At 57.5% G+C, this 26,222-nt stretch carries 24 protein-coding genes and 1 pseudogene; 13 read left to right on the top strand and 12 right to left on the bottom strand.

What is annotated here, in order from left to right; genetic code table 11:
- Positions 1–5 precede the first annotated feature (5 nt).
- Positions 6–1,199 carry an efflux RND transporter periplasmic adaptor subunit gene (locus ACTG1K_RS10085; RefSeq protein ID WP_440005216.1) on the bottom strand — a complete coding sequence of 398 codons (1,194 nt, stop codon included), beginning with the start codon at positions 1,197–1,199 and terminating at the stop codon, positions 6–8.
- A gap of 140 nt (positions 1,200–1,339) precedes the next feature.
- Between ACTG1K_RS10085 and ACTG1K_RS10080 the strand changes: the two genes are divergently transcribed.
- From ACTG1K_RS10080 to ACTG1K_RS10055, 6 genes are all read left to right on the top strand, one after another.
- The gene (locus ACTG1K_RS10080; protein WP_440005215.1) at positions 1,340–1,978 is read left to right on the top strand and encodes a TetR family transcriptional regulator; all 639 of its coding nucleotides are present in this window, start codon (positions 1,340–1,342) and stop codon (positions 1,976–1,978) included.
- 105 nt (positions 1,979–2,083) lie between these two features.
- The gene (locus tag ACTG1K_RS10075; RefSeq protein WP_429034435.1) at positions 2,084–2,647 is read left to right on the top strand and encodes a hypothetical protein; all 564 of its coding nucleotides are present in this window, start codon (positions 2,084–2,086) and stop codon (positions 2,645–2,647) included.
- Between the two features lie 192 nt (positions 2,648–2,839).
- Entirely contained in the window at positions 2,840–4,021 is a 1,182-nt protein-coding gene (locus ACTG1K_RS10070) for a dicarboxylate/amino acid:cation symporter (protein ID WP_440005214.1), read from the top strand.
- A gap of 224 nt (positions 4,022–4,245) precedes the next feature.
- The gene (locus ACTG1K_RS10065) at positions 4,246–4,560 is read left to right on the top strand and encodes a DUF134 domain-containing protein (RefSeq protein WP_005338107.1); all 315 of its coding nucleotides are present in this window, start codon (positions 4,246–4,248) and stop codon (positions 4,558–4,560) included.
- A complete protein-coding gene (locus ACTG1K_RS10060; RefSeq protein WP_335827569.1) occupies positions 4,557–5,138 on the top strand; it encodes a NifB/NifX family molybdenum-iron cluster-binding protein in 582 nt (193 codons plus the stop codon). The genes ACTG1K_RS10065 and ACTG1K_RS10060 overlap by 4 nt, the downstream gene beginning before the upstream one ends.
- A 39-nt stretch (positions 5,139–5,177) precedes the next feature.
- The gene (locus ACTG1K_RS10055) at positions 5,178–5,363 is read left to right on the top strand and encodes a hypothetical protein (RefSeq protein ID WP_335830248.1); all 186 of its coding nucleotides are present in this window, start codon (positions 5,178–5,180) and stop codon (positions 5,361–5,363) included.
- Between the two features lie 150 nt (positions 5,364–5,513).
- On the opposite strand, the gene ACTG1K_RS10050 is transcribed toward ACTG1K_RS10055, so the two are convergent.
- Complete coding sequence (locus ACTG1K_RS10050; protein WP_440005213.1) at positions 5,514–6,635, bottom strand: HD-GYP domain-containing protein; 1,122 nt, start codon at positions 6,633–6,635, stop codon at positions 5,514–5,516.
- Positions 6,636–6,927: 292 nt separating this feature from the next.
- Here ACTG1K_RS10050 and rimO point away from each other — a divergent pair, with 292 nt between their 5' ends.
- Positions 6,928–8,256, top strand: coding sequence for a 30S ribosomal protein S12 methylthiotransferase RimO (gene rimO, locus ACTG1K_RS10045; protein WP_440005212.1), 1,329 nt, complete (start codon positions 6,928–6,930; stop codon positions 8,254–8,256).
- 80 nt (positions 8,257–8,336) lie between these two features.
- On the opposite strand, the gene ACTG1K_RS10040 is transcribed toward rimO, so the two are convergent.
- Together ACTG1K_RS10040 and ACTG1K_RS10035 are read right to left on the bottom strand one after the other, a co-directional pair.
- Positions 8,337–8,918, bottom strand: coding sequence for a DUF1349 domain-containing protein (locus ACTG1K_RS10040; RefSeq protein WP_440005211.1), 582 nt, complete (start codon positions 8,916–8,918; stop codon positions 8,337–8,339).
- Between the two features lie 46 nt (positions 8,919–8,964).
- A complete protein-coding gene (locus ACTG1K_RS10035) occupies positions 8,965–9,303 on the bottom strand; it encodes a YcgJ family protein (protein WP_071911895.1) in 339 nt (112 codons plus the stop codon).
- Positions 9,304–9,513: 210 nt separating this feature from the next.
- Here ACTG1K_RS10035 and ACTG1K_RS10030 point away from each other — a divergent pair, with 210 nt between their 5' ends.
- Positions 9,514–10,191: a Crp/Fnr family transcriptional regulator gene (locus ACTG1K_RS10030; RefSeq protein WP_215807564.1), complete on the top strand. Its 678-nt coding sequence runs from the start codon at positions 9,514–9,516 to the stop codon at positions 10,189–10,191.
- A gap of 78 nt (positions 10,192–10,269) precedes the next feature.
- Here the strand turns inward: ACTG1K_RS10030 and tsgA are convergent, their stop codons facing one another.
- The 3 genes and pseudogenes from tsgA to ACTG1K_RS10015 all read right to left on the bottom strand — a co-directional run bounded on the left by tsgA (position 10,270) and on the right by ACTG1K_RS10015 (position 12,778).
- The gene (tsgA, locus tag ACTG1K_RS10025) at positions 10,270–11,433 is read right to left on the bottom strand and encodes an MFS transporter TsgA (RefSeq protein WP_244089487.1); all 1,164 of its coding nucleotides are present in this window, start codon (positions 11,431–11,433) and stop codon (positions 10,270–10,272) included.
- Between the two features lie 53 nt (positions 11,434–11,486).
- A pseudogene (deoD, locus tag ACTG1K_RS10020) lies at positions 11,487–12,187 on the bottom strand (purine-nucleoside phosphorylase).
- Positions 12,188–12,481: 294 nt separating this feature from the next.
- Positions 12,482–12,778 carry a hypothetical protein gene (locus ACTG1K_RS10015; protein ID WP_440006848.1) on the bottom strand — a complete coding sequence of 99 codons (297 nt, stop codon included), beginning with the start codon at positions 12,776–12,778 and terminating at the stop codon, positions 12,482–12,484.
- A 154-nt stretch (positions 12,779–12,932) separates the two neighbouring features.
- Here ACTG1K_RS10015 and ACTG1K_RS10010 point away from each other — a divergent pair, with 154 nt between their 5' ends.
- The 3 genes from ACTG1K_RS10010 (at position 12,933) to ACTG1K_RS10000 (ending at position 16,504) form a co-directional block, all read left to right on the top strand.
- Positions 12,933–13,448: an REP-associated tyrosine transposase gene (locus ACTG1K_RS10010; RefSeq protein WP_440005210.1), complete on the top strand. Its 516-nt coding sequence runs from the start codon at positions 12,933–12,935 to the stop codon at positions 13,446–13,448.
- A 349-nt stretch (positions 13,449–13,797) separates the two neighbouring features.
- On the top strand, positions 13,798–15,384 hold the full coding sequence (locus ACTG1K_RS10005; protein WP_440005209.1) for an AAA family ATPase: 1,587 nt from the start codon (positions 13,798–13,800) through the stop codon (positions 15,382–15,384).
- Between the two features lie 4 nt (positions 15,385–15,388).
- Positions 15,389–16,504 (top strand): hypothetical protein, encoded by a 1,116-nt coding sequence (locus ACTG1K_RS10000; RefSeq protein ID WP_440005208.1) that lies wholly within the window; start codon positions 15,389–15,391, stop codon positions 16,502–16,504.
- A 202-nt stretch (positions 16,505–16,706) separates the two neighbouring features.
- Here ACTG1K_RS10000 and thrC read toward each other — a convergent pair whose 3' ends face one another.
- From thrC to ACTG1K_RS09980, 4 genes are all read right to left on the bottom strand, one after another.
- A complete protein-coding gene (gene thrC / locus ACTG1K_RS09995) occupies positions 16,707–17,981 on the bottom strand; it encodes a threonine synthase (protein WP_331485188.1) in 1,275 nt (424 codons plus the stop codon).
- A complete protein-coding gene (thrB, locus tag ACTG1K_RS09990) occupies positions 17,978–18,958 on the bottom strand; it encodes a homoserine kinase (RefSeq protein ID WP_005359151.1) in 981 nt (326 codons plus the stop codon). Before thrB ends, thrC begins: the two co-directional genes overlap by 4 nt.
- Positions 18,959–18,960: 2 nt before the next feature.
- Positions 18,961–21,420, bottom strand: coding sequence for a bifunctional aspartate kinase/homoserine dehydrogenase I (gene thrA / locus ACTG1K_RS09985; protein WP_440005207.1), 2,460 nt, complete (start codon positions 21,418–21,420; stop codon positions 18,961–18,963).
- Positions 21,421–21,670: 250 nt separating this feature from the next.
- A complete protein-coding gene (locus ACTG1K_RS09980) occupies positions 21,671–22,378 on the bottom strand; it encodes a tRNA/rRNA methyltransferase (protein WP_113738842.1) in 708 nt (235 codons plus the stop codon).
- Positions 22,379–22,584: 206 nt separating this feature from the next.
- On the opposite strand from ACTG1K_RS09980, the gene aceK reads away from it, so the two are divergent.
- Positions 22,585–24,312, top strand: coding sequence for a bifunctional isocitrate dehydrogenase kinase/phosphatase (aceK, locus tag ACTG1K_RS09975; RefSeq protein ID WP_258720911.1), 1,728 nt, complete (start codon positions 22,585–22,587; stop codon positions 24,310–24,312).
- A 78-nt stretch (positions 24,313–24,390) separates the two neighbouring features.
- Here aceK and tesB read toward each other — a convergent pair whose 3' ends face one another.
- Positions 24,391–25,257: an acyl-CoA thioesterase II gene (gene tesB / locus ACTG1K_RS09970; RefSeq protein ID WP_019445657.1), complete on the bottom strand. Its 867-nt coding sequence runs from the start codon at positions 25,255–25,257 to the stop codon at positions 24,391–24,393.
- Positions 25,258–25,447: 190 nt separating this feature from the next.
- Here tesB and ACTG1K_RS09965 point away from each other — a divergent pair, with 190 nt between their 5' ends.
- Complete coding sequence (locus ACTG1K_RS09965; protein WP_005338123.1) at positions 25,448–26,176, top strand: transporter substrate-binding domain-containing protein; 729 nt, start codon at positions 25,448–25,450, stop codon at positions 26,174–26,176.
- Positions 26,177–26,222: the final 46 nt, after the last annotated feature.

Genomic DNA, 26,222 nt, shown 5'->3' with positions numbered 1-26,222 from the left:
CCATCCTACTTGTTGGCCGGGGTGTTGGACGCAGCTTGAGCAGACGCTGCATCAGCACCCTGCTCGGCGGGATTGACCACGGCGCCCGGTCGTACTTTCTGCAAGCCAGCCACGATCACCCGCTCGCCGGAGGTGAGCCCTGACTCCACCACCCAGTTGCTGCCGACGACCCGGCTCAGCTGCACGTTGCGCAGCTCCACCTTGTTGTCAGCGGTTACCACCATCACGGTGGCGCCACCATTGGGGGTGCGAGTCACCGCAGTTTGCGGCACCAGCAGCCCTTGCGCCCGCTCACCCTCTTGCAGGGTGGCGCGCATAAACATGCCGGGCAGCAGCAGCTGATGAGGGTTGGGCACAATCACCCGCAGGGTCACCATGCCGGAGGTCTCGTCTACGGTCACATCGGAGAACTGCAGCGAGCCCTCTTCGCCGTAAGTGGAGCCATCTTCCAGCTGGAAGGTCACCTTGGCCCCTTTCTGCTCGTCCTGGGTCAGCTTGCCCTCGGCGACCAGTCGCTTGAGGCGCAGCAGATCGGCGGTGGACTGACGCACATCCACATACATGGGATCAAGCTGCTGAATGGCAGTCAAGCTATCAGCCTGCTGGGCAGTCACCAGCGCCCCCTCGGTCACCGCGGATTTACCGATACGACCGCTGATGGGGGCTGTGATGCGGGTGTAACCGAGATTGATCTCGGCAGTACGCAAAGCCGCCTTGCTCGCCATGATCTCCGCCTGCGCCTGCTTCCAGCTGGCGTCGGCGTCGTCATAGTCCTGACGGCTGATGGATTTGACCTTGAGCAGCTCCTGATAGCGCTGCGCCTTGAGGCGGGCACTCTGCTCGTTAGCCTCGGCCTTGGCCAGATTGGCCTTGGCGCTGGCAACCGCCGCCTGATAGACAGCCGGATCGATCTGATAGAGCAGATCGCCCGCCTTCACATCGCTCCCCTCGGTAAAGAGGCGTTTGAGGATGATGCCGCTCACCTGCGGACGCACTTCGGCCACCCGCAACGGGGCACTGCGACCGGTCAACTCGGTGGTCAACATCAGCGGACCGCTCTGCAGGGTCACCACGTTGACCGCCGCGGGGGGCATGTCGCCCTGTCCCTGGGGTGCGCCCCCCTTGTCACCACAACCTGCCAGCAAGCCTGTAGCCAGCAAGGCAAGACCAACTGAACGAGCAAGAATATGTTTATGCATGAAACACCTGAGCCTTTGCCAGTCAATGAACAATCAGGGCCACACGGGCCCTGTTGGTAAATAGTCGAAAGATGAGGCAATATACATACATTCATAAATGTATGTAAGTGACTTTTTGCTTGCATGAGGCACAAATTTCGATGGCCAGACGAACCAAAGAAGAGGCGCAGCAAACCCGCTGCCACATCATGAGCACGGCGCTGGATCTGTTCTGCTCTCAGGGCCTGACCAAGACCAGCCTGACCGACATCGCCAGGGCGGCAGACCTGACCCGCGGGGCCATCTATTGGCACTTCAAGAACAAGGATGAACTCTTCATTTCGCTCTGGCAGGAGCTCTGCAGCCCCCTCGCCCACCAGCTCGATGCTTGCCTCAATCCAGATGAGCCGGATCCGCTGGGGCAACTGCGCCTCTTCTTCGAAGGGGTGCTCCACAGCTTCATTCACAATCCGGCCCAGCGGCAGATGTTCACCATCCTGTTCAATCTCGAATCGCTGGAGGGGGAAGCCATCTCACTGCGCGAACATATCCGCAGCCAGTCCGCCAACTTCTTTCGGGACCTGGAGACCACCCTGGCCAACGCGGTACAGCGGGGCCAACTGCCCGCCAACCTCAACCTGCAGCGCGCCGCTACCCTGCTCCACTGCACCCTGGATGGCTACATCATCAACTGGCTCCACTTTCCGGGGCGGATCGACCTGCAGGGCGAATCCGCCTTCCTGATAGAGAGCATGTTCACCATGCTGGCCCAGCCCCACGGGCCTGCCTGCGGCCGCTAACCGGCTCCGGCAACTTCCTCACATTCAAATCGGGGCCTGACCGCGCGCTTTGGCAGTCAGGCCCCGATTTGTTACCCTGTGCGCCCCCTGCTTGAGGTAACCCCTGTGCCACACTCTGACGCCACCCCCGCCTCCCGGCCATTTAACGACCAGCATGCCCGCGCTCGGGCTGCCTTTGTGGTGCGCCTTAAACCCGGTGCTCACCTGCTCAATGGTCAGTGCGGTATAGGGGAGGATCTGTGCTGGCTGCGTGCAGAAGGGTATGTGGTCACCGCCTGTGAAGCTGTGCTGACTGACGCCAAAGTCGCCTCGCAGCAATCCGGACAAGCGGTGCGGGTCTGCCCGCTGGTGAAGATGTACTCGGTGCTCCCTTACGATGGCATCTGGTTAAGCCGCCCTCTTGATAGCGACGCGGCCACCCTTGTCCCCCTGTTGCAACAGCTGGCGACCCTGCTCAAAGCGGGCGCCCCGCTCTGTTTCCCCCTACAGCCAAGCGGCGAAATGAGCCACGACCAGCAGCTCCCGCATCTTCAGCAAATCGTCACCACATCCGGGATAGCACTGCAACTGGCGCCGATGGAAGCCGTATCAGCCAGTACGTCAGATTCCTCAAGTCAACACGCCACCCAGTACGTCATGTTGCTGCGTGGCGATCATCAGGCCACCTAATGGGCTAATTCATCACGGATTTTCCCGTTCAACACCAAGCCGACAGCTAGTCGGCGATCCTGGCTTTCGACAATATTTAACTCGGCGTTAACGCAGAAAAGGCAGACATAACACGGCTTACGTGTTAAAAAGTGTGATTAATATCAAATTTTAATAACAAAACAGACAATACAACCAACTCCGGATTTCCTTATGAAACTTGTCCTGAAACTCATTGCTGGCATCCTTGCCGGTCTCTTGCTCGGTCTCTACGCCCCTGAGTGGGTGGCGCGCGTGCTGTTTACGGCCAAGACAGTGATAGGTCAGCTGATCACCTTCACCATTCCGCTCATCATTCTGTTCTTTATCATGAGCGGCATCGCCAGCCTGCCGAAAAACTCCGGCAAGCTGCTGGGCAAAACCGTGGCCCTCTCCTACTGCTCCACCATTCTGGCGGGGCTGTTCGCCTTTACCGTGGCGAGCCACCTTATCCCGCAGTTCACCACCGCCGCCGAGCCCACCACGGCCACGGCTATCAAGCTTGCCTCCTACGTCAATCTGGAGATCCCGCCGCTGTTTGGCGTGATGTCGGCACTGGCCGCCGCCTTCGTGTTCGGCATCGGCATCAGCGCCACCCAGGCCACCGATCTGCGCCGGGTCGCCGATCAGGGTCGTGACATCATCGACCGCCTGCTGGCCACGGTGATCATTCCGCTGCTGCCGTTCTACATCGCCGGCGTCTTTGTCGAGATGACGGTAGAAGGCACCGTATTCGCTACCCTGAAAACCTTCGGCGTGGTGCTGGTGATGGCCATCCTGATGCACTGGATCTGGCTATCCGTGCTGTTCGTTGGTACCGGTCTGGCCCTTGGCCGCTCACCGGCCCAGCTCATCAAGAACATGCTGCCCGCCTACTTCACCGCGCTGGGGACCATGTCGAGCGCCGCCACCATTCCGGTCGCTCTGCAATCGAGCAAGAACAACGGGGTGAGCGACGGCATCGCCAACTTCACTGTGCCCCTGTGCGCCACCATTCACCTCTGTGGCTCCACCATTACCCTGGTCACCTGCGCCACCGCGGTGATGTTCCTCTCCGAGCATCTGGCCATTCCGGGCATCGAGACCATGCTCCCCTTCATCATGATGCTGGGGGTGATCATGATCGCCGCACCGGGCGCGCCGGGTGGTGGCGTGATGTCGGCGCTGGGCCTGCTCACCTCCATGCTCGGTTTCGGTGAAGCCTCCATCGCCCTGATGATCGCCCTCTATCTGGCGCAAGACAGCTTCGGCACCGCCTGCAACGTCACCGGTGACGGCGTGATTGCCCTGTGGGCGGATCGCTTCGCCAACGGTAGCGAGAGCGCAGCCCCCGTGGCCGAGGCCGAACAGGCGTAAGCGCGTCGGGAAGGCAACCGCCATCCTCTGCAAAACCGCAGGCCCGAACCATGTTCGGGCCTGCGTCGTTTCTGCCACCTTCACAGTGTTTGTGCGTATCCCTCCTCCCCTCTTTACCCCCCCTCTGCCGTAAACAGCACTCGCGCTGCCCGCTGCATCAGACAAAATTATTGGCATATGCCACATATGAGCGTATAAATGGCTTATGCCAATTAGGAGCCACCATGCCAAGACCCAAGATTGCCCGCCAGATCTGTGGCCGCCCCGCCAACAGCTGCTTCAAACCCAACGGCCGCCCCATGCATCAGCTGGAACAGGTCACGCTGGCCCCTGACGAGTTCGAGGCACTGCGCCTCGTCGACCTTCAAGGAATGCAGCAGCAGGAGGCCGCCCTGGTGATGGGGGTTTCCCGCCAGACCCTGGCTAATATCCTGAAAAAAGGGCGCTACAAGGTGGTGGAGTGTCTGAGTCTGGGCAAGGCATTGATGATGCAACCCGCCGAGCCCGACCACCCAACCAGTGGAGAAGAGCCGACATGAATGCTGTCACAACCATGACCACCAACCCCTGCAACAGCGCCCTGATGCTGAGTCAGGGGTTGCTGGCTGGCCACTTTACCCGTGCCGAGCAGCTGCAAATTCTTAACCCCGAAGGGAACGTTATCGCCACCCTGCCCAATCCGGCCGCCGCCGAAGGCTGCCACGGCAAGCAAGCGCTGCTCGACGCCCTCGCCCATCATCAGGTAGGTCAGGTGGTGGTGCGCAATATCGGCGAGCGAATGCTGGGGCGCCTGCTGGCGGCCAATATCCGGGTGCTGCAGTGCCGCGCTGCCCGCCTGCCGCTGCCCGCGCTGCTGGCCCCCGCCAATCTGCAACCTCTTACCGAGGCCAGTCAGGGCCGTCCATCTCGCCGTCATCAGAGCAAGGCGACTATCCGTGCCATCCAGCCCGTCGGCACAGGCCACAGCCATGCGAATTGTCACGGTGGTTGCAACAGTGGCTCCGATCACTGTTGCGCCAGTAGTGGCAATCAGGCAGAGATCTCACGACAAGGCCATACTTGTTGCCACGGCAGTGAAGGCGCCAACCAGCAGGGCGGTTGCTGCCATCATCACTGATGCCATCGCCGTGCATGTCATCATCAAGGAGAAGAGATCATGTCCATCTGGTTGTTGAGCCTGCTCGCCTCGTTCGTGTTGATCCTGGCCATGGGCACCATCATCTGGTGGCGCCAATACCAGCTTGCCCAGAAGCGGGAAGATAAAGAGGTACGCCCCTGCGGCTGCTCCAGCGCCTGCGCGGATCACCTCTATCAGATCAGCGAGCCGACGCCCAAGCCATAACGTGCTGCGGGCGACGAGCCAAAACACAGCGACCATCCAATCTGACAAATACAAAGGGGACGCTCGCTGGCGTCCCCTTCTCTTGCTCTGCATCGTTGGCCCTCTTGCTTGTCCCTTAATCCCCCTTGCGCTGGCTTTGCCTCCCCCATCTCACTCAGCCGGTTTCGCCTCGTCCGTCTCCGGTGTAGTGGCCGGATCCTGATACTGCTGATAGATGGCATAAAACTCGGCCTTGTTGTGCAGGGCTGCGGCGACGCAGGCGGGATCAAACTGGCTGCCGGCATGCTCCTCCAGATAGGCAAACGCCGTCTCGAACGGCCATGCCTTCTTGTAGGGGCGCTCGCTGGTCAGGGCATCAAACACATCGGCGACCGTCACGATGCGCGCCGCCAGCGGGATCGCCTCCCCTGCCAGCCCCAGCGGATAGCCGGTGCCGTCAAAGCGTTCGTGATGGCTGGCGATGATATTGGTCAGCATGTCGGTGTGGTGAATACCGTCGAGGCCGAACTCGTTGATCATCAGGCTGATCATCTCCCGCCCCTTGCCGGGGTGGATCTTCATGATCTCGAACTCTTCCGGCGTCAGCTTGCCCGGCTTGAGCAAAATAGCGTCCGGCACCGCGATCTTGCCGATGTCGTGCAGCTCGGAGAAGAGGTAGATAAACTCCACCTCCTCATCGCTCAACCCGCAAGTCGGGGCCAGCGTCTTGGCAATCAGCCGGGAGTAGGCAGACATCCGGTGCAGATGGTTGGCGGTCTCCTCATCCCGATAACGGCTGAACTCCCGCGCCGTGGTCAGCGCGCCGCCAAGGGTCTGGATGGAGAAAAACTCCACCGCAATGATGGCCGAGAGCGCCTGGGCATAGGCCGACAGCTCGCTGCGGATCGGCTCCTCGAAATATCCCGGCTCCATGGCATCGCAAAACAGAAAGCCAAACAGCTTGCTGTTGAACAGCAGCGGCTCGGTATAGCTGGAGGCATAACCTGCCTCCAGCACCTTGCGGCTGTGCTCCGACGCAGAGCCACGCAGGGCATCCAGATTGCCGAGTACCCGGGGCTGCTTGTGCTCCGCCAGATAACTCAGGGAGGGGACATCGCTCAGCTTCACCTCATATTGCACCAGCGGCGAAGGCCCCTCGGTGCTGTGGGCAAAGGTCTTGAGCTGATCGGTATGGGGATCGTAAATCGCGATGGCCACCCGACTCAGCTTGTCAAAGCGCTGCCTGAGCGTGGCATGTACACTCTGCATTTTTTCGCCAAATGAACTTTCCATCGCCATCTCCAACGGGACCCCGTGATGGAAGTATAGTGACTCCCTTTGACGCTCTCCCCGCCACAGCGTCAAAATTGACAGAAAAATCAACAAAGCAGCTTCCCCACAACAAGCCTGCATGGCAGAGGCAATAGCCCTACCAAGGGCGCGCCATCAACGACTGCTGGTACAGCCCAATCTTGCCTGGTCGGAGATATTGTTCGGTTCTGCCATGCTGGCTGTATAGTTTTTGGTTAACCATTCCGGTAAAATCCGCGCCCTTAAAGAAGAGCCACCTAAGAGTGATTGAGCGATGTCCAACACAAAACAGGCCCCCAAAGTAGGATTCGTCTCCTTGGGTTGCCCCAAAAACCTGGTCGATTCAGAACGCATCCTGACCCAGCTGCGTACCGAAGGGTACGACGTGGTGCCCAGCTATGACGATGCCGAGCTGGTTGTCGTCAACACCTGTGGCTTTATCGACAGTGCCGTGCAGGAGTCGCTCGAAGCGATCGGCGAAGCGCTGGCCGAGAACGGCAAGGTGATCGTCACCGGCTGCCTTGGCGCCAAAGAGAATCAGATCCGCGAGATCCACCCCAAGGTGCTCGAGATCACCGGCCCCCACGCCTATGAAGAGGTACTGGGCCACGTCCACAAATATGTGGAGAAGCCGCAGCACAACCCCTTCACCAGTCTGGTACCGGCCCACGGCGTCAAGCTGACCCCGCGCCACTACGCCTATCTGAAGATTTCCGAAGGGTGCAACCACCGCTGCACCTTCTGCATCATCCCCTCCATGCGCGGGGATCTGGTGAGCCGCCCCATCGGCGACGTGCTGGCCGAAGCCAAGCGCCTGAAAGAGGCTGGCGTGAAGGAGCTGCTGGTGATCTCCCAGGACACCTCCGCCTACGGCGTCGATGTGAAGCACCGCACCGGTTTCTACGACGGCATGCCGGTCAAGACCAGCATGGTCGCCCTGTGCGAAGAGCTGGCCAAGCTCGATATCTGGGTACGTCTGCACTACGTCTACCCCTACCCGCATGTGGATGATGTCATCCCGCTGATGCGCGATGGCAAGATCCTGCCCTACCTTGATATTCCGTTGCAGCACGCCAGCCCGCGCATCCTCAAACTGATGAAGCGTCCGGGTTCAGTCGAGCGTACGCTGGAGCGGATCCAGAAGTGGCGCGAGCTCTGCCCGCAGATCACCCTGCGCTCCACCTTTATCGTCGGCTTCCCGGGCGAGACCGAGGAAGATTTCCAGATGCTGCTGGACTTTATCGACAAGGCGGAGCTGGATCGCGTCGGCTGCTTCAAATACAGCCCGGTCGAAGGGGCGCTGGCCAACGAGCTGCCGGATCCGGTACCGGAAGAGATTCAGGAAGAGCGCTTCCAGCGCTTTATGGAGCTGCAACAGCAGGTCTCCATCCGCAAGCTGGCCCGCAAAGTGGGTCAGGAGATGACCGTTATCATCGACGAAGTGGACGAAGAGGGTGCCACTGGCCGCTCCTTCGCCGATGCGCCGGAGATCGACGGTCTGGTCTACCTCAACGGCGAAACCGGCCTCAAGCCGGGGGACATGGTCAAGGTGCGGATCGACGAATCCGACGAATATGACCTGTGGGCCAGCCTGATCAGCTAATTGAGGCCTTACCAGCCAAATGAAAAAAGCGCCTGCGGGCGCTTTTTTATTGGTTCAATGTCGCAGGCAAAACCGCTGGCCTAGCTCAAATCATGGAGCGCCTTGCCAAGAGGCGGCGTGAGGCGCAAGTCAGAGAAGCACACCGCCAACCCCTGCCGCTCCGGCGTGCAGCACATCACCCCGATAAAGCAGCGCTCGCTTGGCGGGAACGGAGCGAGGCGCAGCAGCGGCCACACCTTGCCATCGGTGGAGTATTGCAAACGCAGGCAATCGGCCAGCCGGGTCAGCCGCAACCAGAAGCGGCGCGGATTGCCGGTGAAGATGCCGGTGGCCCAGTCAGAACGCGGATTGGTCAGCACGCTGCCGATCATCGGCTGGGCATCGTTGTACTCGATCCCCGCTTTCAGCCAGTGCGCCTCGTCTTGCAGCAGCATCAGCCCCGCCTGATCGTAGAGGGTGGTGAACTCCCCCTCGACGCAGACCTGAAAGGTAAACTCACCCGCCACCTCGCAGCCATAGACATGGCCGCTGTGGCGCTCGAAGCCATACCAGGTGCTGCGCCAAAAATCGGTCTGCTGGTCCGTTACCACCTGCAAACCGCCCTCGGTCTTGTGCCACTGGGCCGGTTCATTGAGCCAGCGCCACTGCGTCCCTTCCATCATCTCGTTCAACTCCTGTTGTCTCGCCAACTTGCCAGCCACGACCCGCTTACTTGCCCTGCTTGAAGAGGATGGCGGTGAAGTGGCTCTCTTTGGTGCGCGGGAAGTAGCGATCCTTGTAGCACTGCTTCTCACTGCTCTCGCAATGCACCCCGTTGCTCAGGGTGTAGCTGCCAAGGTCGGCGCCCTGCAGGTTCTTCTGCAAACGGCTGGCCGCCTGCTCTCCGAGATGGGCGCGGGTCAGGCCGATGGAGATCCCCTGCGGGTCGGCGCAATAGCCGCCTTTCTTGTCGCACACCACCTTGGCGGCGGGCGAGAACACGGCCGGAGCCGCGTGAACGCCCCCGATTAGCAGCAGCGCCACCAGCGCAGCCGAGCGTTTGAACATTTTGCTACCTTGATAAACCTTGCAAATCAGGGCGTTAATTTATCACTCCGCCCCCGTGATGGCCAATTGCCAGCCGCCCTATCCGCCGGTTGCAGTGCAAAGCCCAAACCGAGGGTTGGCGCCAAGCGGGCCGCCACCGCAGCAGGGCTAGCTTATCGGGGGGCGAACATGTGTAATAGCCGCCTGTATACGTCAGTCAAAGAGTCCGCCATGCAACTCAAACCCCTTCTTAAGGGGCGCTTTCAGCCCCACTGGCAGGCCAGCCATGACCTCATCGAACAGGTGGTCATCTCCTGCATCACGGAGCGGCGTCTGATCCCCGAGGGGGAGCCACTGATGCGTCAGGGGGAGCAATTGCGGGATCTGGTGCTGGTGCCAAGCGGCCGCATCGCCATGGGCCACACCGCCATGAATGGCCGCCGCTTTCAGCTCGGCACCCTGGAGTGCGACAACCAGCTCTTTGGCGAGATGGAGTTCTTCACCGGCTACCGCTGCCAGCTCGACATCATCGCCGAGGAGCCGCTGGAAGTGGCCCGCATCGACGGCGAGCAGCTGGAACAGGCGCTGGTCGCCCACCCCAAGGTGGCGCTCTTCTTTGCCACCGCCATTGCCATCGACTATCAGGACACGGTAGATATCTTCACCTGCCGCATGCTCTACCCCATCAGCTACAACATCGCCCTCGACCTCTATCACAGCCACTGCCACGACAACCCGGTGAGCGGCTTTCGCAAGGGGTATCAGGAGGCGGAACGCTTCGGCACGACCGACCGGGTCTACCGGCGGGCGGTGAAAGAGCTGATGGACAAGGGACTGGTGGAGCGCGGTGAGGAGGGGTTGCAGATCCGCGATCTGGCGGGGCTCAGGGCCTTTCTGGAGCAACCTTAAGTCGCAGGCATCAGTTGCCGGTTAAAGACAAAAAAGAGGGGCGGTTTATACCGCCCCTCCTGCCGTTTACTCTCCCGCTCAGGCCAGACAAGGCTGCGGCCGGGCCATGCGCAGCGATGCCACCAGCATGGCGAGGATCACGCCGTAGATAAGCGGGATGGCGTACATCACCGCCTGCAAGCCGATCACCTGCTCCAGCAGGGCGCTGATGGCCGGGCTGAACATGGCCCCCGCGCTGCCGCTGATGAGGATGTAGGAGACGTTCTTGCTCGATGCCTGCCGTACAAACGACACCCCGTAGGCGATAAAGGCGTTGTAAAGCGCGGCGCAGACAAAGCCGTAACCATAGGTGAGGTAAGGCAGCTGGCTCAGGTTGTCGGTGGTGACGATAAGTGCCGTCATCCCCATCGCCAGGGTGATGATCACCAGGAGGAAGGTGCGGATCGCAATGCGGGTCACAATGGCGGTCGAGACCAGCGCGCCAAGCAGGGCCGCCGTCCAGTACTGGGTGATGATATTTCCCGCCTCCTCGAAGGGGATGCCGAACTTGTTCTTCACGAACATGGGCGCCCAGGTGAGGAAGGTGTAGAGCGCCAGCATGCCGAGAAAAAGCCCCAGCCCGCCGCTGATGATGCCGAGGTTCCACTCCGAATGCTCGTTGCCGGCGCTCTCGCCGCCCGCCTCGCAACTGCGGAAGTTGGTCAGCACTGCCACCAGCATGGTCGCCAGCGCCACCACACCCACCGCCAGATAGCTCCAGCTCCACGCCATGGCGTGAGTCAGGGTGTAGGTAGTGATAAGCGGGAAGACCACCCCGGCCACGTTGAAGGTGGCATCCTGCACCACCAGCATGGTGCTCTGCATCCGCGCCTGCCAGACGCTCACCACCAGAGTCCCTGCAATGCAGAGCCCCACCCCGCCGCACAGGCCAATCACCGTCATGGCCGCCATCACCACATAGAGCGAGCCGGTCAGATGGAGCGAGGCCGCCGCCAACGCGATCAGGCCGTAGCAGAGCAGCGTCATCCGCTTGAGGCCCACCTTCTCGATAAGGAAGAAGGCGGCAATGGTGCCCGCCAGCGCCCCGCCGTTGAGCAGGGAGAAGATGGAGGCCACCTGATTGACGTCGGCGCCGAACTTGGCAGCGATGGGGTCGATCAGCATGCCGAACTGGGTCGCAAAACCGGCCATCACGAAGTTGGCCAGGAAGCTGATGGCAGTGAGGGAGAGCTTATTGTTCATATTGGATCTCTCTTGGGGTCAGGGTGCGTGCAGGGTTGGGCGGGCCGCGGCGCTTACAGCGCGGTGTGCAGCGCCAGTTCGATCATCTGGTTGAAGGAGAGTTGCCGCTCCTCGGCAGTAGTCTCTTCACCGGTCAGGCAGTGGTCGGAGACAGTCAGGATGGCGAGCGCCTCGATCCCCTGCTGATGGGCCAGCCCGTAGAGACCGGCCACCTCCATGTCGATGCCGAGCACGCCGAACTTCTCCAGCGCCGGAATGAGGTTTTCGTCCGGATCGTAATAGAGATCGCCGGTGAAGATATTGCCCACCTTGACCGGAATCGCCTTCTCCTGCGCCTTGGTAAAGGCCTTGTGCAGCAGGGCGAAGTCGGCCGAGGTCGCCATCTGGTAGCCGGCGCTGCGCTTGGCATTGGTCGGGGAGTCGGTGCCTGCCGCCTGCGCCAGAATGACGTCACGCATCTGCACGTGGCGCTGGGTCGCTCCCAGACTGCCGATGCGGATGATCCGCTTGACCCCGAAGTCGTTCACCAGCTCGTGGGCGTAGAGCACCATGGAGGGGATCCCCATGCCGTGGCCCATCACCGAGATGCGCTGACCGTTGTAATAGCCGGTGTAGCCCAGCATATTGCGCACATTGGTCACCTCGCGCGCATCGGTCAGAAAGGTCTCGGCGATATAGCGGGCCCGCAGCGGATCCCCGGCATGATGACGGTCTCGGCGAAATCGCCCGGGTTGGCATTGATATGAGCGGTCATTATTGTTGTGCTCCAGTTTGACTCGTGTGGATGAGGGCATCCTAGCCCCCGCCCCCTCGCCCCTTGCAGGACAAAAGTCCTGTTGCCCCGATCGAGATCCCAGTTCCGGCAACTTCTCCAGGGCCGCCCCGCTTGCCCCCCTTCACCGCCGCTTGTTGGCTCTTAATCAGCCCAGCCCTTGCTGCAAGCTCGCATCACCCGCTTAGCGATAACGCCCCTGCGCCCCAAAAAGCGCGGGGGGCCTGATGGCCCCCCGCAAACACACCGGATGAGAAAATGCCTTACTTGGCGGCGCTATCCTTCACGCACTTCTGGACAAAGCTGTTCTTGGCCGCGCCAGCCAGCTTTTTGTTGGCCGCCGGATCCATCGCCAGACTCGCCAAACCCAATAAAATCAAGGGCCATGCGGGTCAACTTGCCAACCGTGACAACACCGAACAAGAACAATAAGTCACCAACTAGTAACAATTCAGTCATTTTGGCTGGTATGGCCAGAGTCAAATAGCTTAACATACTCAAAGGATGCCTATTAATCAGTGATGGGCTATCACCCTCGCTGGTCAATGAAGCAAGTTGGAAGCTGTAATCCACGGGCGGTAGCGTGGGTTTTAAACAGTGATTGCTGCATTTCGTAGGTTGGCGCTGAGCCCAGCGAAGCCCAACACGCGAGCCCTCGGTTAGTTGCTTCCCATTTTATGCAACCGAACAAACCTGATATTTACCCCCGATACCAGAAAGGAGAACCATGCGCTATCGCCGAGCAACAACCAGCGGGGCATGTTGGTTCTTCACCGTCAACCTGGCTGACCGCAAGCAGAATCTGCTGGTACGTCATATCGACCTGCTGCGCGAAGTGATCCGCCACGTCAAACAGCAACACCCCTTCGAGATCATTGCCATGGTGGTGATGCCGGATCATCTCCATGCCATTTGGCAACTACCACCAGATGACAGTGACTATCCCATGCGCTGGTCTCTGATCAAGGCAGGCTTTTCACGATGCATTGCCAAAACAGAGCGGATACGGGAGAGCCGACTCAAAAAACGGGAACGAGGTATCTGGCAACGACGTTATTGGGAACATCTGATCCGGGATGACAAGGATCTGCAAGCCCATGTCGATTACATCCACTTCAATCCGGTCAAACATGGTTATTGTGCCAAATCGGTTGATTGGCCTTACTCCTCCATCCATCGCCATATCGCCGCAGGATGGATAGGGCCAGAGTGGGCCATTGATAGTGACTCGGGTCGGGAATAATCGGCTTGGAATGTGTTGTAGGTTGGTGCTGAGCGCAGCGAAGCCCAACAAACGGGAGATATGATTTCCCAAATAAGATCATTTTTGACCATATAGAATCGATAACCAAAATCAAATCTAGCTTTCTCGGTAAACGTTGGGCTTCACTTCGTTCAGCACCAACCTACGAGGGTTAGCCCAACATACGTGATGTAATCCACGGGCGGTAGCGTGAGACCTAGCCGATACAACATCACATGAATGACCAAAACAGTTCGAAGCAAAGCCACAACAATAATTCATTTGGAATATATTTTTCGAGAAACACCAAGCGTAACTTATACCTATTAAATTTAATACTGGAGTAAAAATGGTAAAGTCAATGAGGCTCAGAAATTTACGAAGCTTTCCTAATGAAGAGAGTATTGATTATATTGACTTAAAACCAATCACCGTCCTTGTGGGGAAAAATAGTAGTGGTAAAAGTAGTTTTATTAGAACTCTCCCACTTTTAAGACAATCTGTTGAAGCAAAAACAACTGGTCCAATACTATGGTATGGTTCATACGTTGATTTTGGAGCTTATTCAGAAGTAATTAAGAATAACTCTGAAGAGGACGTTATATTTTTCGATTTCAAAATTGATCTAACATCCATATCTAGAAGACAATTTCACTCATATGGATATTACTATAATTATGAGTTTTTTGGAAAGGACGAAAGTATTATACCTACTTGCGTAGAGTTAGGTGTATCTCATTTTAAAAATGAAACTTTTGCAAAACGTCTAAAAATAGAAATTGAAGGGCTTGAGTTTAACTTGGAGTTTGAAGAAAAAGAGAAGTGTTCGCTTATGATTAAAGGGGATGAAACACTATCTTTTGATAAATTAAATTATTCAAAAAACAACTATTTTATACCTAGATTAGGAACTATTGAAAAATATGAAAGAATGGTTCAAGGGTCTAGTGTAAAGTTCATAAAATTTAATGACTCCTATGTGTATAGTGTTATAACCAAAGGTTACATGGATAAGCTTCGTCCATTTTTCCATAGAAACACACAAGACGACACCATAATTAACGGAATAAGTAAAATAGGCGTCTGCAGAAGAACGGAAGTGGAGAATAGACTTCATCTTGCATTTCCAGAAAATAAGGTTTTTAGAGAAAACCTTAGAAACGAGAAAAACAAAAAAACAATATGCGAACTATTTTTTAAAGCATCGTTATATAGCTCGTTAAATGAAATAATTGAACGTATTAACTTGGAGCTTGAAAACTCATTCAAAAGCATAAGATATATTGCACCGCTACGAGCAACTGCGGAAAGATATTATAGACATCAGGATTTGCAGGTAGATGAAATAGACCATACAGGTTCAAACCTTGCTATGCTATTAAAATCACTTCCAGATCATGAAAAGAGGAATTTTTCTAGCTGGACATTGGAACATTTTGGTTTTTCCGTAAGAGCTGATGAGCAAGGTCTTCATTATGCAATAATGATTAAAACAGAGAATGATAGCAAAGAATATAACATAAATGATATGGGGTTTGGTTTCTCTCAAATTCTTCCCATTGTCGCTTCCATTTGGGTTGAAATTTATAGAAAAAGACATGTAAAAAACTCGAATAAACACATGATATTTGCAATAGAGCAACCAGAACTACACTTACATCCTGAGTATCAGGCAAGATTGGCCATCTTATTTGCAAAGGTAATTAGTTTTGCATCAAAAAATGACATAAATATAAAAATCATTTTTGAAACCCATAGTAAGACAATGATTGATGCACTTGGCGATTGTGTTGAGGATAAAATAATTCCTCACGAGGATATTAATATCGTTGTCTTTAATAAAGATAGCAACAATGATACCAGAGCTAAATTTTCTAACTTCTCAGAAGATGGATTTCTAGTTTCATGGCCAACTGGTTTTTTTGCTGGAAGGTAATGGCATGCTAATTGAAATTATTAACTTAGACGTATTAGCTGTCAACCCAGAAGATGATGAAAAAATATCAGCAATAAACCATTTAATGCATTCGCATGGCTATAGGCATCATATTGTTATTGCATCCAAAAAAATGATGCGAGACCTACTAGCTTCTGAGTATCTGTATGGTTTATCCCGAACCCATGCATCTGAAATATATGAGTCACTGAGCGAGTATTACAGCTATCTCACTAACATAAAATTCGTATTAAAAGTGGACTTTAGCTACGATGGTGATCCTATATATTCTGTATCACCAAATAATGTCAACGTAATGAGTGTGAGTTACAAATATTTCTCAGACCATACTAACTTGTGTTCAGCGAAAATGTTAGCAGAAGATATGTCTGACTATGAATTTTATAGTGAGATTGCTCGTTCAAGCTTAAATGGAACAAGTTTGAACTTACCGTTCAAACTTGATTTTAGAAATGGTGGTGGTAGCCAAATAAAAAAGAACTATTTGCACCTAAAAAGCAATGATGCGGTATGCTTATGCATCGTCGATACAGATAAAAAGCATCCAATGGGAAAAGAAGGCTCTACCTCAGCATCTTTCTCAACTTCCGAGAGAGTATTTAATTGCTCAGCATATGCAAAAATACTTGATGCACATGAGATAGAAAGTTTTATTCCGGAGTCGGTAATGGAGGATGTGATTGCGACAGAGGCAAACAATGAGGCGCGGATTGATTCATTAGACACATTAGCAAGACTCAATGCTATTGATAATAGAGTTAGACTATATTTCGACCATAAAAATGGACTTTCACTAAAAACTGCTATCAATCTAGACCGTACACATGGTGATTTTTGGCTACCAATTTTGGCTAACTTACCAAATTTTGCAGATAAAGACTGTTTAAACAACAAGTCATGCACTGAATGCAATGCTTGCCCCAAAATCCCTGGATATGGAGAAAACATACTTACAAGGTCTGTCGAACGCTTAAAAATAATGACCCCCCAAAAAAAAGCAGAGCATGTATCTCCCCAGTTAAATGAATACTGGTCAGACATAAAAGATTACGTTGTTTCATGGGGATGTCATCCGATAGGAAGAGTATCAAGAAGCTAAGGACGATAGAAAGTTCTTCAACAAAAGGACTTTTTCGACACCAGATAACTATTCCCCACGCTCTGAAAGAGGGTAGGGATCGTAAGTTATCCGGCTTATCGAGCAGCAGATCGAACTTGAGTCATCTTCTCCAATACAGAACATAAAAAATCCCCCGTTACCGGGGGATTTTTATTTCTATCGGTTATCTCAGCTTAGCGGCTTAACCCACCAAAAACGCCCTTAACCGGGCAAACTCCGCTGGCAAATTCACGGAGAGCAGCGGCAGCTCGGCGTGTTTGGCCAGCGGGCCGGGTAGCGGCACATCCAGATGCAGGATCTCATCCACCGACTCCTTGAACTTGGCGGGATGGGCGGTGCAGAGAAAGACCCCCACTTCATCCTCGGCCAGCTGTTCCCCCAGCAGATCCCAGGCAATGGCGCCGTGGGGTTCGCAGAGGTAATCCAGCTGGTGCAGGCGTTTGAGCGCATCGCGGGTCTGGGCGTCGTCACGCATGCCTGACCCTAAGGTCTCCAGCGCCCAGCCCTTGCGGCGGCACAGCTCTTCTACCCGCGGCCAGTTATTGGGGCGGCTGACATCCATGGCGTTGGAGAGGGTTGCCACTGTCTGGTGCGGCTCCCACTGGCCGGTTTTGAGGTAGCGCGGCACGGTATCGTTGGCGTTGGTGGCGGCGATAAAGCGCTTCACCGGCAGCCCCAACGCCTTGGCAATCAAACCTGCGGTGAGGTTGCCAAAGTTGCCGGACGGCACGCTGATGACCGCCTTGGCGCGATCGGCTTTCGGCAGCTGGGCCACCGCCTCGAAGTAGTAGCAAACCTGCGCCAGCAGACGGCTGATATTGATGGAGTTGGCGGAGTTGAGGCCAATGGCCTTTTTCAGCGCCTCGTCGTCAAAGGCCTGTTTTACCAGCGCCTGACAGGCATCGAAGTCGCCATCGATGGCGATGGTGCGGATATTGCCGCCAAGGGTGCAAAAGAGCTTCTCCTGCAGCGGGCTGATCTTGCCCTTGGGATAGAGGATCACCACTTCAATCCCCTCCAGCCCGTAGAAGGCGTGGGCCACGGCGGCGCCGGTGTCGCCGGAGGTGGCGGTGAGGATAGTGATCTTGTCATTTGTTCTGAACGCCGCGAGGCACTGAGCCATAAAGCGGCCGCCGAAATCCTTGAACGCCAGGGTCGGGCCGTGGAACAGTTCGAGGGCATAAGTGCCATCCTTGAGTTTCACCAGCGGCGCCGGGAAGGTGAAGGCGGCATTGACAAGCTCGCTCACCTTGGCGGCGGGCACTTCGTCCCCCAACAGGTGGCTCAGGATGCGGGCAGAGCGTTCGGCCAGCGGCAGATCCAGCAGGGCATCCACATCGGCGAGCGGTTCGAGTTGTTCGGGGAAGAAGAGCCCCTGTTCGCGACCCAAGCCCTGACGCACCGCCTGCGCAAAGCTCACCTGTTCGCTGTTGTCCTTGATGTTGTAGAGATTCATAGCTCGCTTCCTGTTACCCGTGCCCCGGCCATGTCCAGTTTGCAGACCCGGGCAAATCCATCTTCGTTCTGCACGAAATGTGCTTCCATCCAATCCTTCATCCGCTCGGCCTGCGCCAGATCCTTCATCACCACAAATACGGTGGGGCCGGAGCCGGAGATGCCGGTGGCCAGCGCCCCGTTCTGGGCGGCCTGGGCCCGCACCTCGGCAAAGCCTTCGATCAGCGCCGCGCGGTAGGGCTCGGCAATCACGTCTTTCAATACGCTGGCGGCCAATCCCTCCTGCCCGGTGTAGCTGGCGTGGACAAAGGCAGCCAGGCGGCGACCGTAGGTGAGGCAATCCTGACGGCGATATTGGGCCGGCAGAATGGCGCGGGCGGCAGCGGTAGAGACCACGGTACCCGGGTAGCAGACCACCCAGTACCACTGATCGAACACCGGAATACCCTGACTGATAACGCCGTGCTCTTCCAGCACCAGCTGCATGCCGCCGAGATAACAGGGGGCCACGTTGTCGTAGTGGACGGAGCCGGAGATCTTGCCTTCCATCTCACCCATCAGCAGCAGCATGTCGTGCTCGTCGAGAGGCGCGCCGTGAAAGGCGTTGAGCCCTTCAAGGGCCGCCACCACGCTGCAGGCACTCGACCCCAGACCCGAGCCGACCGGCAGGTTCTTCTCCAGCACCATTTCGAGGGGCTTGAGTTTCAGGCCGCGCTTCTCCAGCGCCTCGCCATAGGCGACCCAGCAGTCATGGAGGATATTCTTTTTCGGATCATCCGGCAGCTTGTGGGCGTAGCGGCCCACGGATGAGAGGGCGAACGGCACGTCAGCCGCTTTTACCTGCACCCGATCGCCGAGCAGAGAGCCATCCACGGGGGCGAGCGCCGCCCCCAGTACATCGAATCCCACGCTCAAGTTGGCGCTGGAGGCGGGCGCGTAGGCGACCACGCTACTGCTCTGGTACATGTCTGAACTCATGCTTATAGCTCCTGCTTCCAGTTCTGGGTGCGCAGCACGTCGGCAAAGACGCCCGCCGCGGTCACTTCGGTACCGGCGCCGTAGCCACGCAGCACCAGCGGGATCGGCTGGTAGTAGGTGGAGAAGAAGGCGAGCGCGTTCTCCCCGTCTTTGACCTTGAACAGCGGCTCGTCACCACCGACCGCCTTGATGGCGACCTTGCACTTGCCACCCTCGATGGAGCCCACATAGCGCAACACCTTACCTTCACGCTGGGCGGCGGCGAACTGGTCGCGGAACCAGCCGTCCGCTTCGGGCAGGCGGGCCATAAAGGCTTCCACGTCGCCGCTCACATCAAAGCCCGGCGGCAGCGCCTGCTCCACTTCCACATCGGAGAGCTCCAGCGCCATGCCCGCCTCGCGAGCCAGAATGAGCAGCTTGCGCGCCACATCCATGCCGTTGAGATCGTCGCGGGGATCCGGCTCGGTAAAGCCGTTACTGCGGGCAATCTTGGTGGCTTCAGAGAAGGCCATCCCTTCATCCAGCTTGCCGAAGATAAAGGAGAGTGAACCGGACAGAATGCCGTCGAAGGCACGCAGCTTGTCACCAGCCTTGATAAGGTTCTGCAGGTTCTCGATAACCGGCAGGCCAGCACCCACGTTGGTCTCGTACAGGAACTTGCGGCGAGTCTGGCGGGCAGTGCGGCGCAGCGCCTTGTAGTAATCGAGCGAGCCGGTGTTGGCCTTCTTGTTCGGAGTGACCACATGGAAACCGGCGGCGAGGAAGTCGGCATACTGGACGGCCACCGCCTCGGAGGAGGTGCAGTCGACGATCACCGGGTTGATGATGTGGCTATCTTCCACCAGCTTTTTCACCCCTTCCAGCGAGAAGCTGTCGCGGGCTTCCACCAGTTGTTCACGCCAGTTGGCGAGGTTCAGGCCATCCTTGTTGATCGCCATCTGGCGGCTGTTGGCGATGCCGACCACGCGAAGGCCAGTGCCCTGCTCGGCCAGTACCGGTTGCTGGCGGGCAATCTGATCAACCAGTGCCGCACCGACGCCGCCAACCCCGACCACAAAGAGATCGATAAACTGCTGGCTGCCAAAGAAGTTCTGGTGGCACGCCTTGATGGCTTCCGCCACCTTGCGATCCCGCACCACCGCCGAGATGGAGCGCTCGCTGGAGCCCTGCGCGATGGCGACGATATTGATGGAGGCTTGCGCCAGCGAGGTGAAGAAGCGGGCCGCCATCCCTTTGCTGGTGCGCATGCCGTCACCGATGAGGGAGATGATGGCCAGATCGCTGATGATATCCAGCGGCTCTAGCAGCTGGTTTTTGAATTCGAGCTCGAACTCGCGCTCCAGCACCTTGCGGGTCTTCTCCTGGTCGTAGCTGTGGATACAGAAGCTGACGCTGTACTCGGAAGATGACTGGGTGATCAGCACGATACTGACCCCGGCGCGGGAGACGGCGGAGAAGATGCGACCGGCCATGCCGACCATCCCCTTCATGCCGGGGCCGGAGACGTTGAACATGCACATGCCGGAGAGATCCGAGATGGCCTTCACTTTCAGGTCATCGTCGCCGCTCTCGGGGCCGATCAGGGTGCCCGGCCCCTGCGGATTGAAGCTGTTCTTGATGAGGCAGGGAATGTGGAACTGGGCCACCGGCGCGATGGTTTTCGGGTGCAGCACCTTGGCGCCGAAGTAGGAGAGCTCCATCGCCTCCTTGTAGGAGAGAGTTTTCAGCAGGTAGGCATCCGGCACCAGACGGGGGTCGCAGCTGTAGCAACCCTCGACGTCAGTCCAGATCTCGCAGCACTCGGCATCGACGCAGGCAGCCAGCACGGCGGCGGAGTAGTCGGAGCCGTTACGGCCCAGCAGCACGGTCTCGCCCTTATCGCTGCCGCCGGTAAAGCCCGGCATCAGGTAAAGACAGTCGCTACGCAGCCCCTTGGCGGCAAAGCGCAGGCGGGAGGCTTCGATATCGACGTGGGCTTCCAGATAGCCGCCGTCGGTGACCAGCAGCTCTTCCGGTACGATCAGCTCCAGATCCAGACCGCGCACCCGCAGCAGTTCGTGCATAAAGGCGATGGAGAGGTTCTCGCCACGGCTCAGAATGCGCGCCTGCACGTTGTCCGGGCAGAGTCCCAGCAGACGGATGCCCTGCATCAGGCGCTCAACCTGATCCAGCTCGGCGGTGAGACGGGCCAGCAGCGCCTTGTCATCGAGCGCCGGATAGGCCGCCTTCAACCCGGCCAGCAGTCGGGAGAAGATACCGTTGACTTCAAACAGGGTGGAACTGGCATCCATGCCGCGACTGGTCTGCTCCACCAGCGCCACCAGATGATTGGTCACCTTGGCAGGTGCAGAGAGCACCAGGGCTACCTGAGATTGGCCGTGGGTGTTGACCGCGATATCGGCCACCCGTAAAAAACGCTCTGCATCGGCCAGTGAAGACCCGCCAAATTTCAACACTCTCATCGCTTTCTCTCCCTGTAAATCTATGAAATTCAATCTAAAAACCAATCCAACAAAAAGGCCCGTACTGGGTGGGTACGGGCCTTTTCTGATTTCTGTGCTTGTTCGTCAGCGCATCAACCGGCCCCAGTGCCACCTGTGGTGGTACCGGTAATAATGGTGGTGGTGATGACGTTGGTGAATAACTGCATGACGAACACTCGTTGACGAAGCTGGCTTTTAGCAATACCGCGGCGGGCGCTGGGCTGTCAACTTAAACCTCTTTGCCAAGTTTGCGCGCAAGGTCTTTGCAGAGCAGGTGGAGCATGTTCAAATCCCGCTGCGGCAGCATGGGCACCCGGTCCATCACCCATTGATGCAGTTTTTCATCCTGCGAAACTCCGAGTTCACCCAGCAATTCTGCTGTTTTGCATTTAAGCACCCGAACCTGCCCGGCGTTATCAAAATTTTCTGCTACCGCAGCGCCGCCGTCGGCGTTCAGCTCATCCATCAGCTGACTCATCTCATAGGCGTAGAGCATGATCGCCTGCCCCAGATTGAGGGAGGGGTAGCTTACCTTGAGGGGCAGATAGCTGATGAGATCGACCTCGGCCAGCTGCTCGTTGGAGAGCCCCGACTCCTCGCAGCCAAAGACGATGGCCACCTTGTTGAGTGAAGGCTTGCTGCGGATCTGCTCGCGGATCTCCCCCGGCGTGAGGTAGTGCTGGTAGCGACCGCGCTCACGGGCAGTGGTGGCGATCACCAGATCCATGTCCGCCAGCGCCTCGGGCAGGGTATCGAACGCTTCGGCCTGAGTCAGGATCTCCTGAGCGCCGTGGGCCACCCAGCTCGCCTCCTCCTCTTCGTGTACCCGACTCGCCACCAGTCGCATGGCATCGAATCCCATGGTTTTCATGGCGCGGGCAGCTGCCCCCACGTTCGCAGGTCGGGCAGGTGCCACCAGGACAAAATAGAGCTTCATCGGGTTTCCTCACAGGCCGGACGGCCTCTCAAACAGACAGCAAAAAGTCGCTAAACCATCACCAAAACAGGGGCGCAATCTACCGTTTATCCCCGAAAATTGCCACTTGAACAGACGTTTGAATGTTGCGATAGTGGCCTGACGTGTGAACAAATTACACCCAATCCTTCGCGCTATCGGCCCGACAGATCACAAGGAAGAGAGAGATGCAGCAGCCATTGGAACAGGCCGTCGCCGAGACTATCTTGCAACGCTTCGAGTCGTTTTACAGCCGGTTTCTCGAGATAACCCAGGGCAGCAAGAGCCGCTTCGAGAACAGTGACTGGCTGGGGGTGCAGCTCGCCGGGCGCGAGCGAATTCGCCTCTATGACCACCATGTGGGGGCCACCGCCAGCTCCATCCGCCAGATGATGGGGGAGCACCACGCCACTCAGGAGCTGCTCAAACGGGTCAAAAGTGCCTTCAGCGATCTGCTGCCCCGCTGTGACAACTTTGAGGTGGCGGAGTCCTTCTTCAACTCCGTCTATCGGCGGATCTTTCGCCATCGCAATATCCGCGACGAGAACCTCTATATCCACCCCTTTGTCAGCCGTGGCGAAAAACCGGACCTGAGCGCCCTGCTGCGGATCTATCGCACCGATCTCGCCCATCTGCCGCAGACCTTGAGCCAGCTGCTCGGCGATTACAGCTTCACCCTCCCCTACGAGGACAAGCAGCGGGATATTGTCGACATCCACCGCCATCTTGCGGAGAACGGCCCACAAATCCTCCATGACGAGCCGTTTGCCATCGAGCTCCTCAAAGAGGTGTTCTACCGCAACAAGGGGGCCTATCTGGTGGGACTGATCCGGGCCCGGGATCAGGTCTTCCCCTTTATCCTGCCCCTGCTCAGCACCGGCCACAGCATCTATGTGGACACCGTCATCTTCGAGCCGGATCTCGCCTCCATCGTCTTTGGCTTCGCCCGCGCCTATTTCATGGTTTATGCCCGCGAACCAGCACTGTTTGTCGCCTTCCTGCGCCAGATCATGCCCCACAAGCCCGATTACGAGATCTACAACGCCATCGGTTGCCAGAAGCATGGCAAGACCGAGCTCTATCGCCACTACCGCCACCATCTGGCCCAGAGCCGGGATCAGTTCATCATTGCGCCGGGCATCAAGGGGATGGTGATGAGCGTGTTCACCCTCCCCTCCTACGATGTGGTGTTCAAGGTGATAAAAGACGAGTTCACTCCCCCGAAGGATGTGAGCCACGAGCAGGTGAAGGCAAAATACCGGCTGGTTAAACAGCACGATCGGGTGGGTCGGATGGCCGATACCCAGGAGTTCACCAACTTCGAGTTTCCGCTGGATCGCATCTCGCCCGAACTGCTGGCAGAACTCAAGACGGTGGCGCCGTCGGCCCTCACCATCACGGACGACAAGCTGGTGATCAAGCACCTCTACACCGAGCGCAAGATGATCCCCCTCAACCTCTATCTGGACAAGGCGGACGAGCAGCAGACCCGGCTCGCGCTGGAGGAGTACGGCAACGCCATCAAGCAGCTGGCGGCGGCCAACATCTTCCCGGGGGACATGCTGTTCAAGAACTTCGGCGTCACCCGCCACGGCCGGGTGGTGTTCTACGACTACGACGAGATCTGCTACATGACGGAGTGCAACTTCCGCCAGATCCCGCCGCCGCGCTACCCCGAGGATGAGTGGAGCGCCGAGCCCTGGTACTCGGTGGCCCCCAACGACATCTTCCCCGAGGAGTTCGCCACCTTCCTGCTGCAAAAGCCGCAGGTGCGCGAGATCATGTTGCAACTGCACAAGGAGATGTTCGACGCCAACTACTGGAAGATGCTGCAGAGCAACATCAAGGTGGGGGTGTTCGAGGATGTCTACCCCTACCGGCGCAAGAAGCGCTTCAAATACCAGCGCGGCGGCTGATCCCCCAGCGCCCGCGCACATCGCAGCAACGAAAACGGGGTGGCCAGTGCCACCCCGTTTTGCTGACCGCTTTGCGCCTTAACTGCCGCGACGGCGGATCACCCCCTCCTGCATGGTGCTCGCCACCAGCATGCCGTCACGGGTGAAGAACTGGCCACGTACCAGACCGCGACCGCTGCTGGCGCTCGGGCTGTCTACCACGTAGAGCAGCCAGTCGTCGAAGCGGAAATCCCGGTGGAACCACATGGAGTGATCGATGGTGGCCACCTGCATATCCGGCTCCCAGTACGACACCCCGTGGGGCTGCAACGAGGTGAGCAGGAAGTTGAAGTCGGAGGCGTAGGCCAGCAGGTATTTGTGCACCCGCAGATCGTCCGGCATCTGGCCATTGGCCTTGAACCAGACGTGGCGCACCGGATCCTGCACCGTCGGCCGAATAGGGTCGACCAGGGTCACAGGGCGCATCTCGATGGGCTGCTCGCAGAGGATCTTGTCCCGCAGGGAGGCCGGGATCAGGTTCTCGTAGGGGCGAACCAGCTCCAGCTCGCTCTTGAGCTCCTCCGGCGGAGTGATACCGGTGGGCATCTGCGCCTGATGCTCGAAGCCATCGGCCGGCACCTGAAACGAGGCGTTGAGATAGAAGATGGGCTTGCCGCCCTGAATCGCCTTGACCCGGCGGGTGGAGACGGTCTGGCCGTCACGGATATTCTCCACGTCATAGACGATGGGACGGGTCACATCCCCCGGACGCAGGAAGTAGGAGTGAAAACTGTGAACCTGACGGCCGGTCTCGACCGTCTGCTTGGCGGCTGACAAGGCCTGCCCCATTACCTGTCCGCCAAACACGGCCCGCAGACCGAGATCCTGGCTCTGGCCCCGAAACAGGCCCTCCTCGATTTTTTCCAGCGCCAGCAACGCCAGCAGCTCATCAAGTACCTTGCTCATCGTTCACTCCTCTGTCAGAGCCGCACAGGCTAACAAGCTCACCGGAGCAGAGCAACCGCCACAGCCCCTTCCGCCCGCCAAAGGGAACTTCAAGGGCCATACACCGCGACCAGCAGCATTTATCGAGTCTGTTTTTTCCGTGCCGAAACCGCTACGCTGTCAGCAATCGATAGAGGTGAGGTCACCCGCCATGCACATCCGTTATCCGGTCACGCCCTCTGCCACTTATCGCCCCCGCTCGTCCCTTCGCCTTCTTGCCACCCTGTTTGCTCTTTCGCTGCTCCCGGCCGCCACGGTGCAGAGTGCGGTAATTATCACCGGCGAATTACCCCCCTACTCTTCGGCGACGCTGGCCAATGGCGGCGAGCTGGCGAGCAAGGTGCTCACCACCCTCAAAGCGGCAGGCCACCCGGATCTGCGGGTCTCCTACCAGCCCTGGCCGAGGGGGCTTAAAAACATCGAGCTGGGCAACGCCATCGCCGCCTTCCCCTTTACCTGGACCAACGAGCGCAGCAACACCCTGCTGTTCAGTACCCCCATCGCCTTTGATATCCAGTCCTGGTACACCACGCCCGACAAGAAGGGACTGGAATCCCCGCCCTGGCAGCAGAAAACCGCCTGCGTGCCCAAGGGGTGGTTCTCCGATGCTATCGAGCGGGTGACCATCGAGCAGAAGCTGATCGTCAGAACCACCAACCGCCTCAACCAGTGTGTCGAACTGCTGAAAAAGGGCAAAGTCGATCTGGTGCCCATCAACGACACCTCGAAAAAGAACCTCTCGGAGGAGGACAACGCCGCCCTCTACCGCCTCTCGTTGTTTCGCCAGAACGTCACCTTCTATCTGGTCACCGCCCGCAATGAAGAGGGAGAGATGTTTATCCGCGACTTCAACAAAGAGTGGATGACACCGGCCAACTGAGGAGTGTGAGAGCAATCATTGCCATATGACCGGAGCCAGCCGGCAG

This window comes from Aeromonas sp. 102P, assembly GCF_051920345.1.
Lineage (GTDB): Bacteria > Pseudomonadota > Gammaproteobacteria > Enterobacterales > Aeromonadaceae > Aeromonas > Aeromonas veronii.
This window is presented reverse-complemented; position numbering and strand designations above follow the sequence as displayed.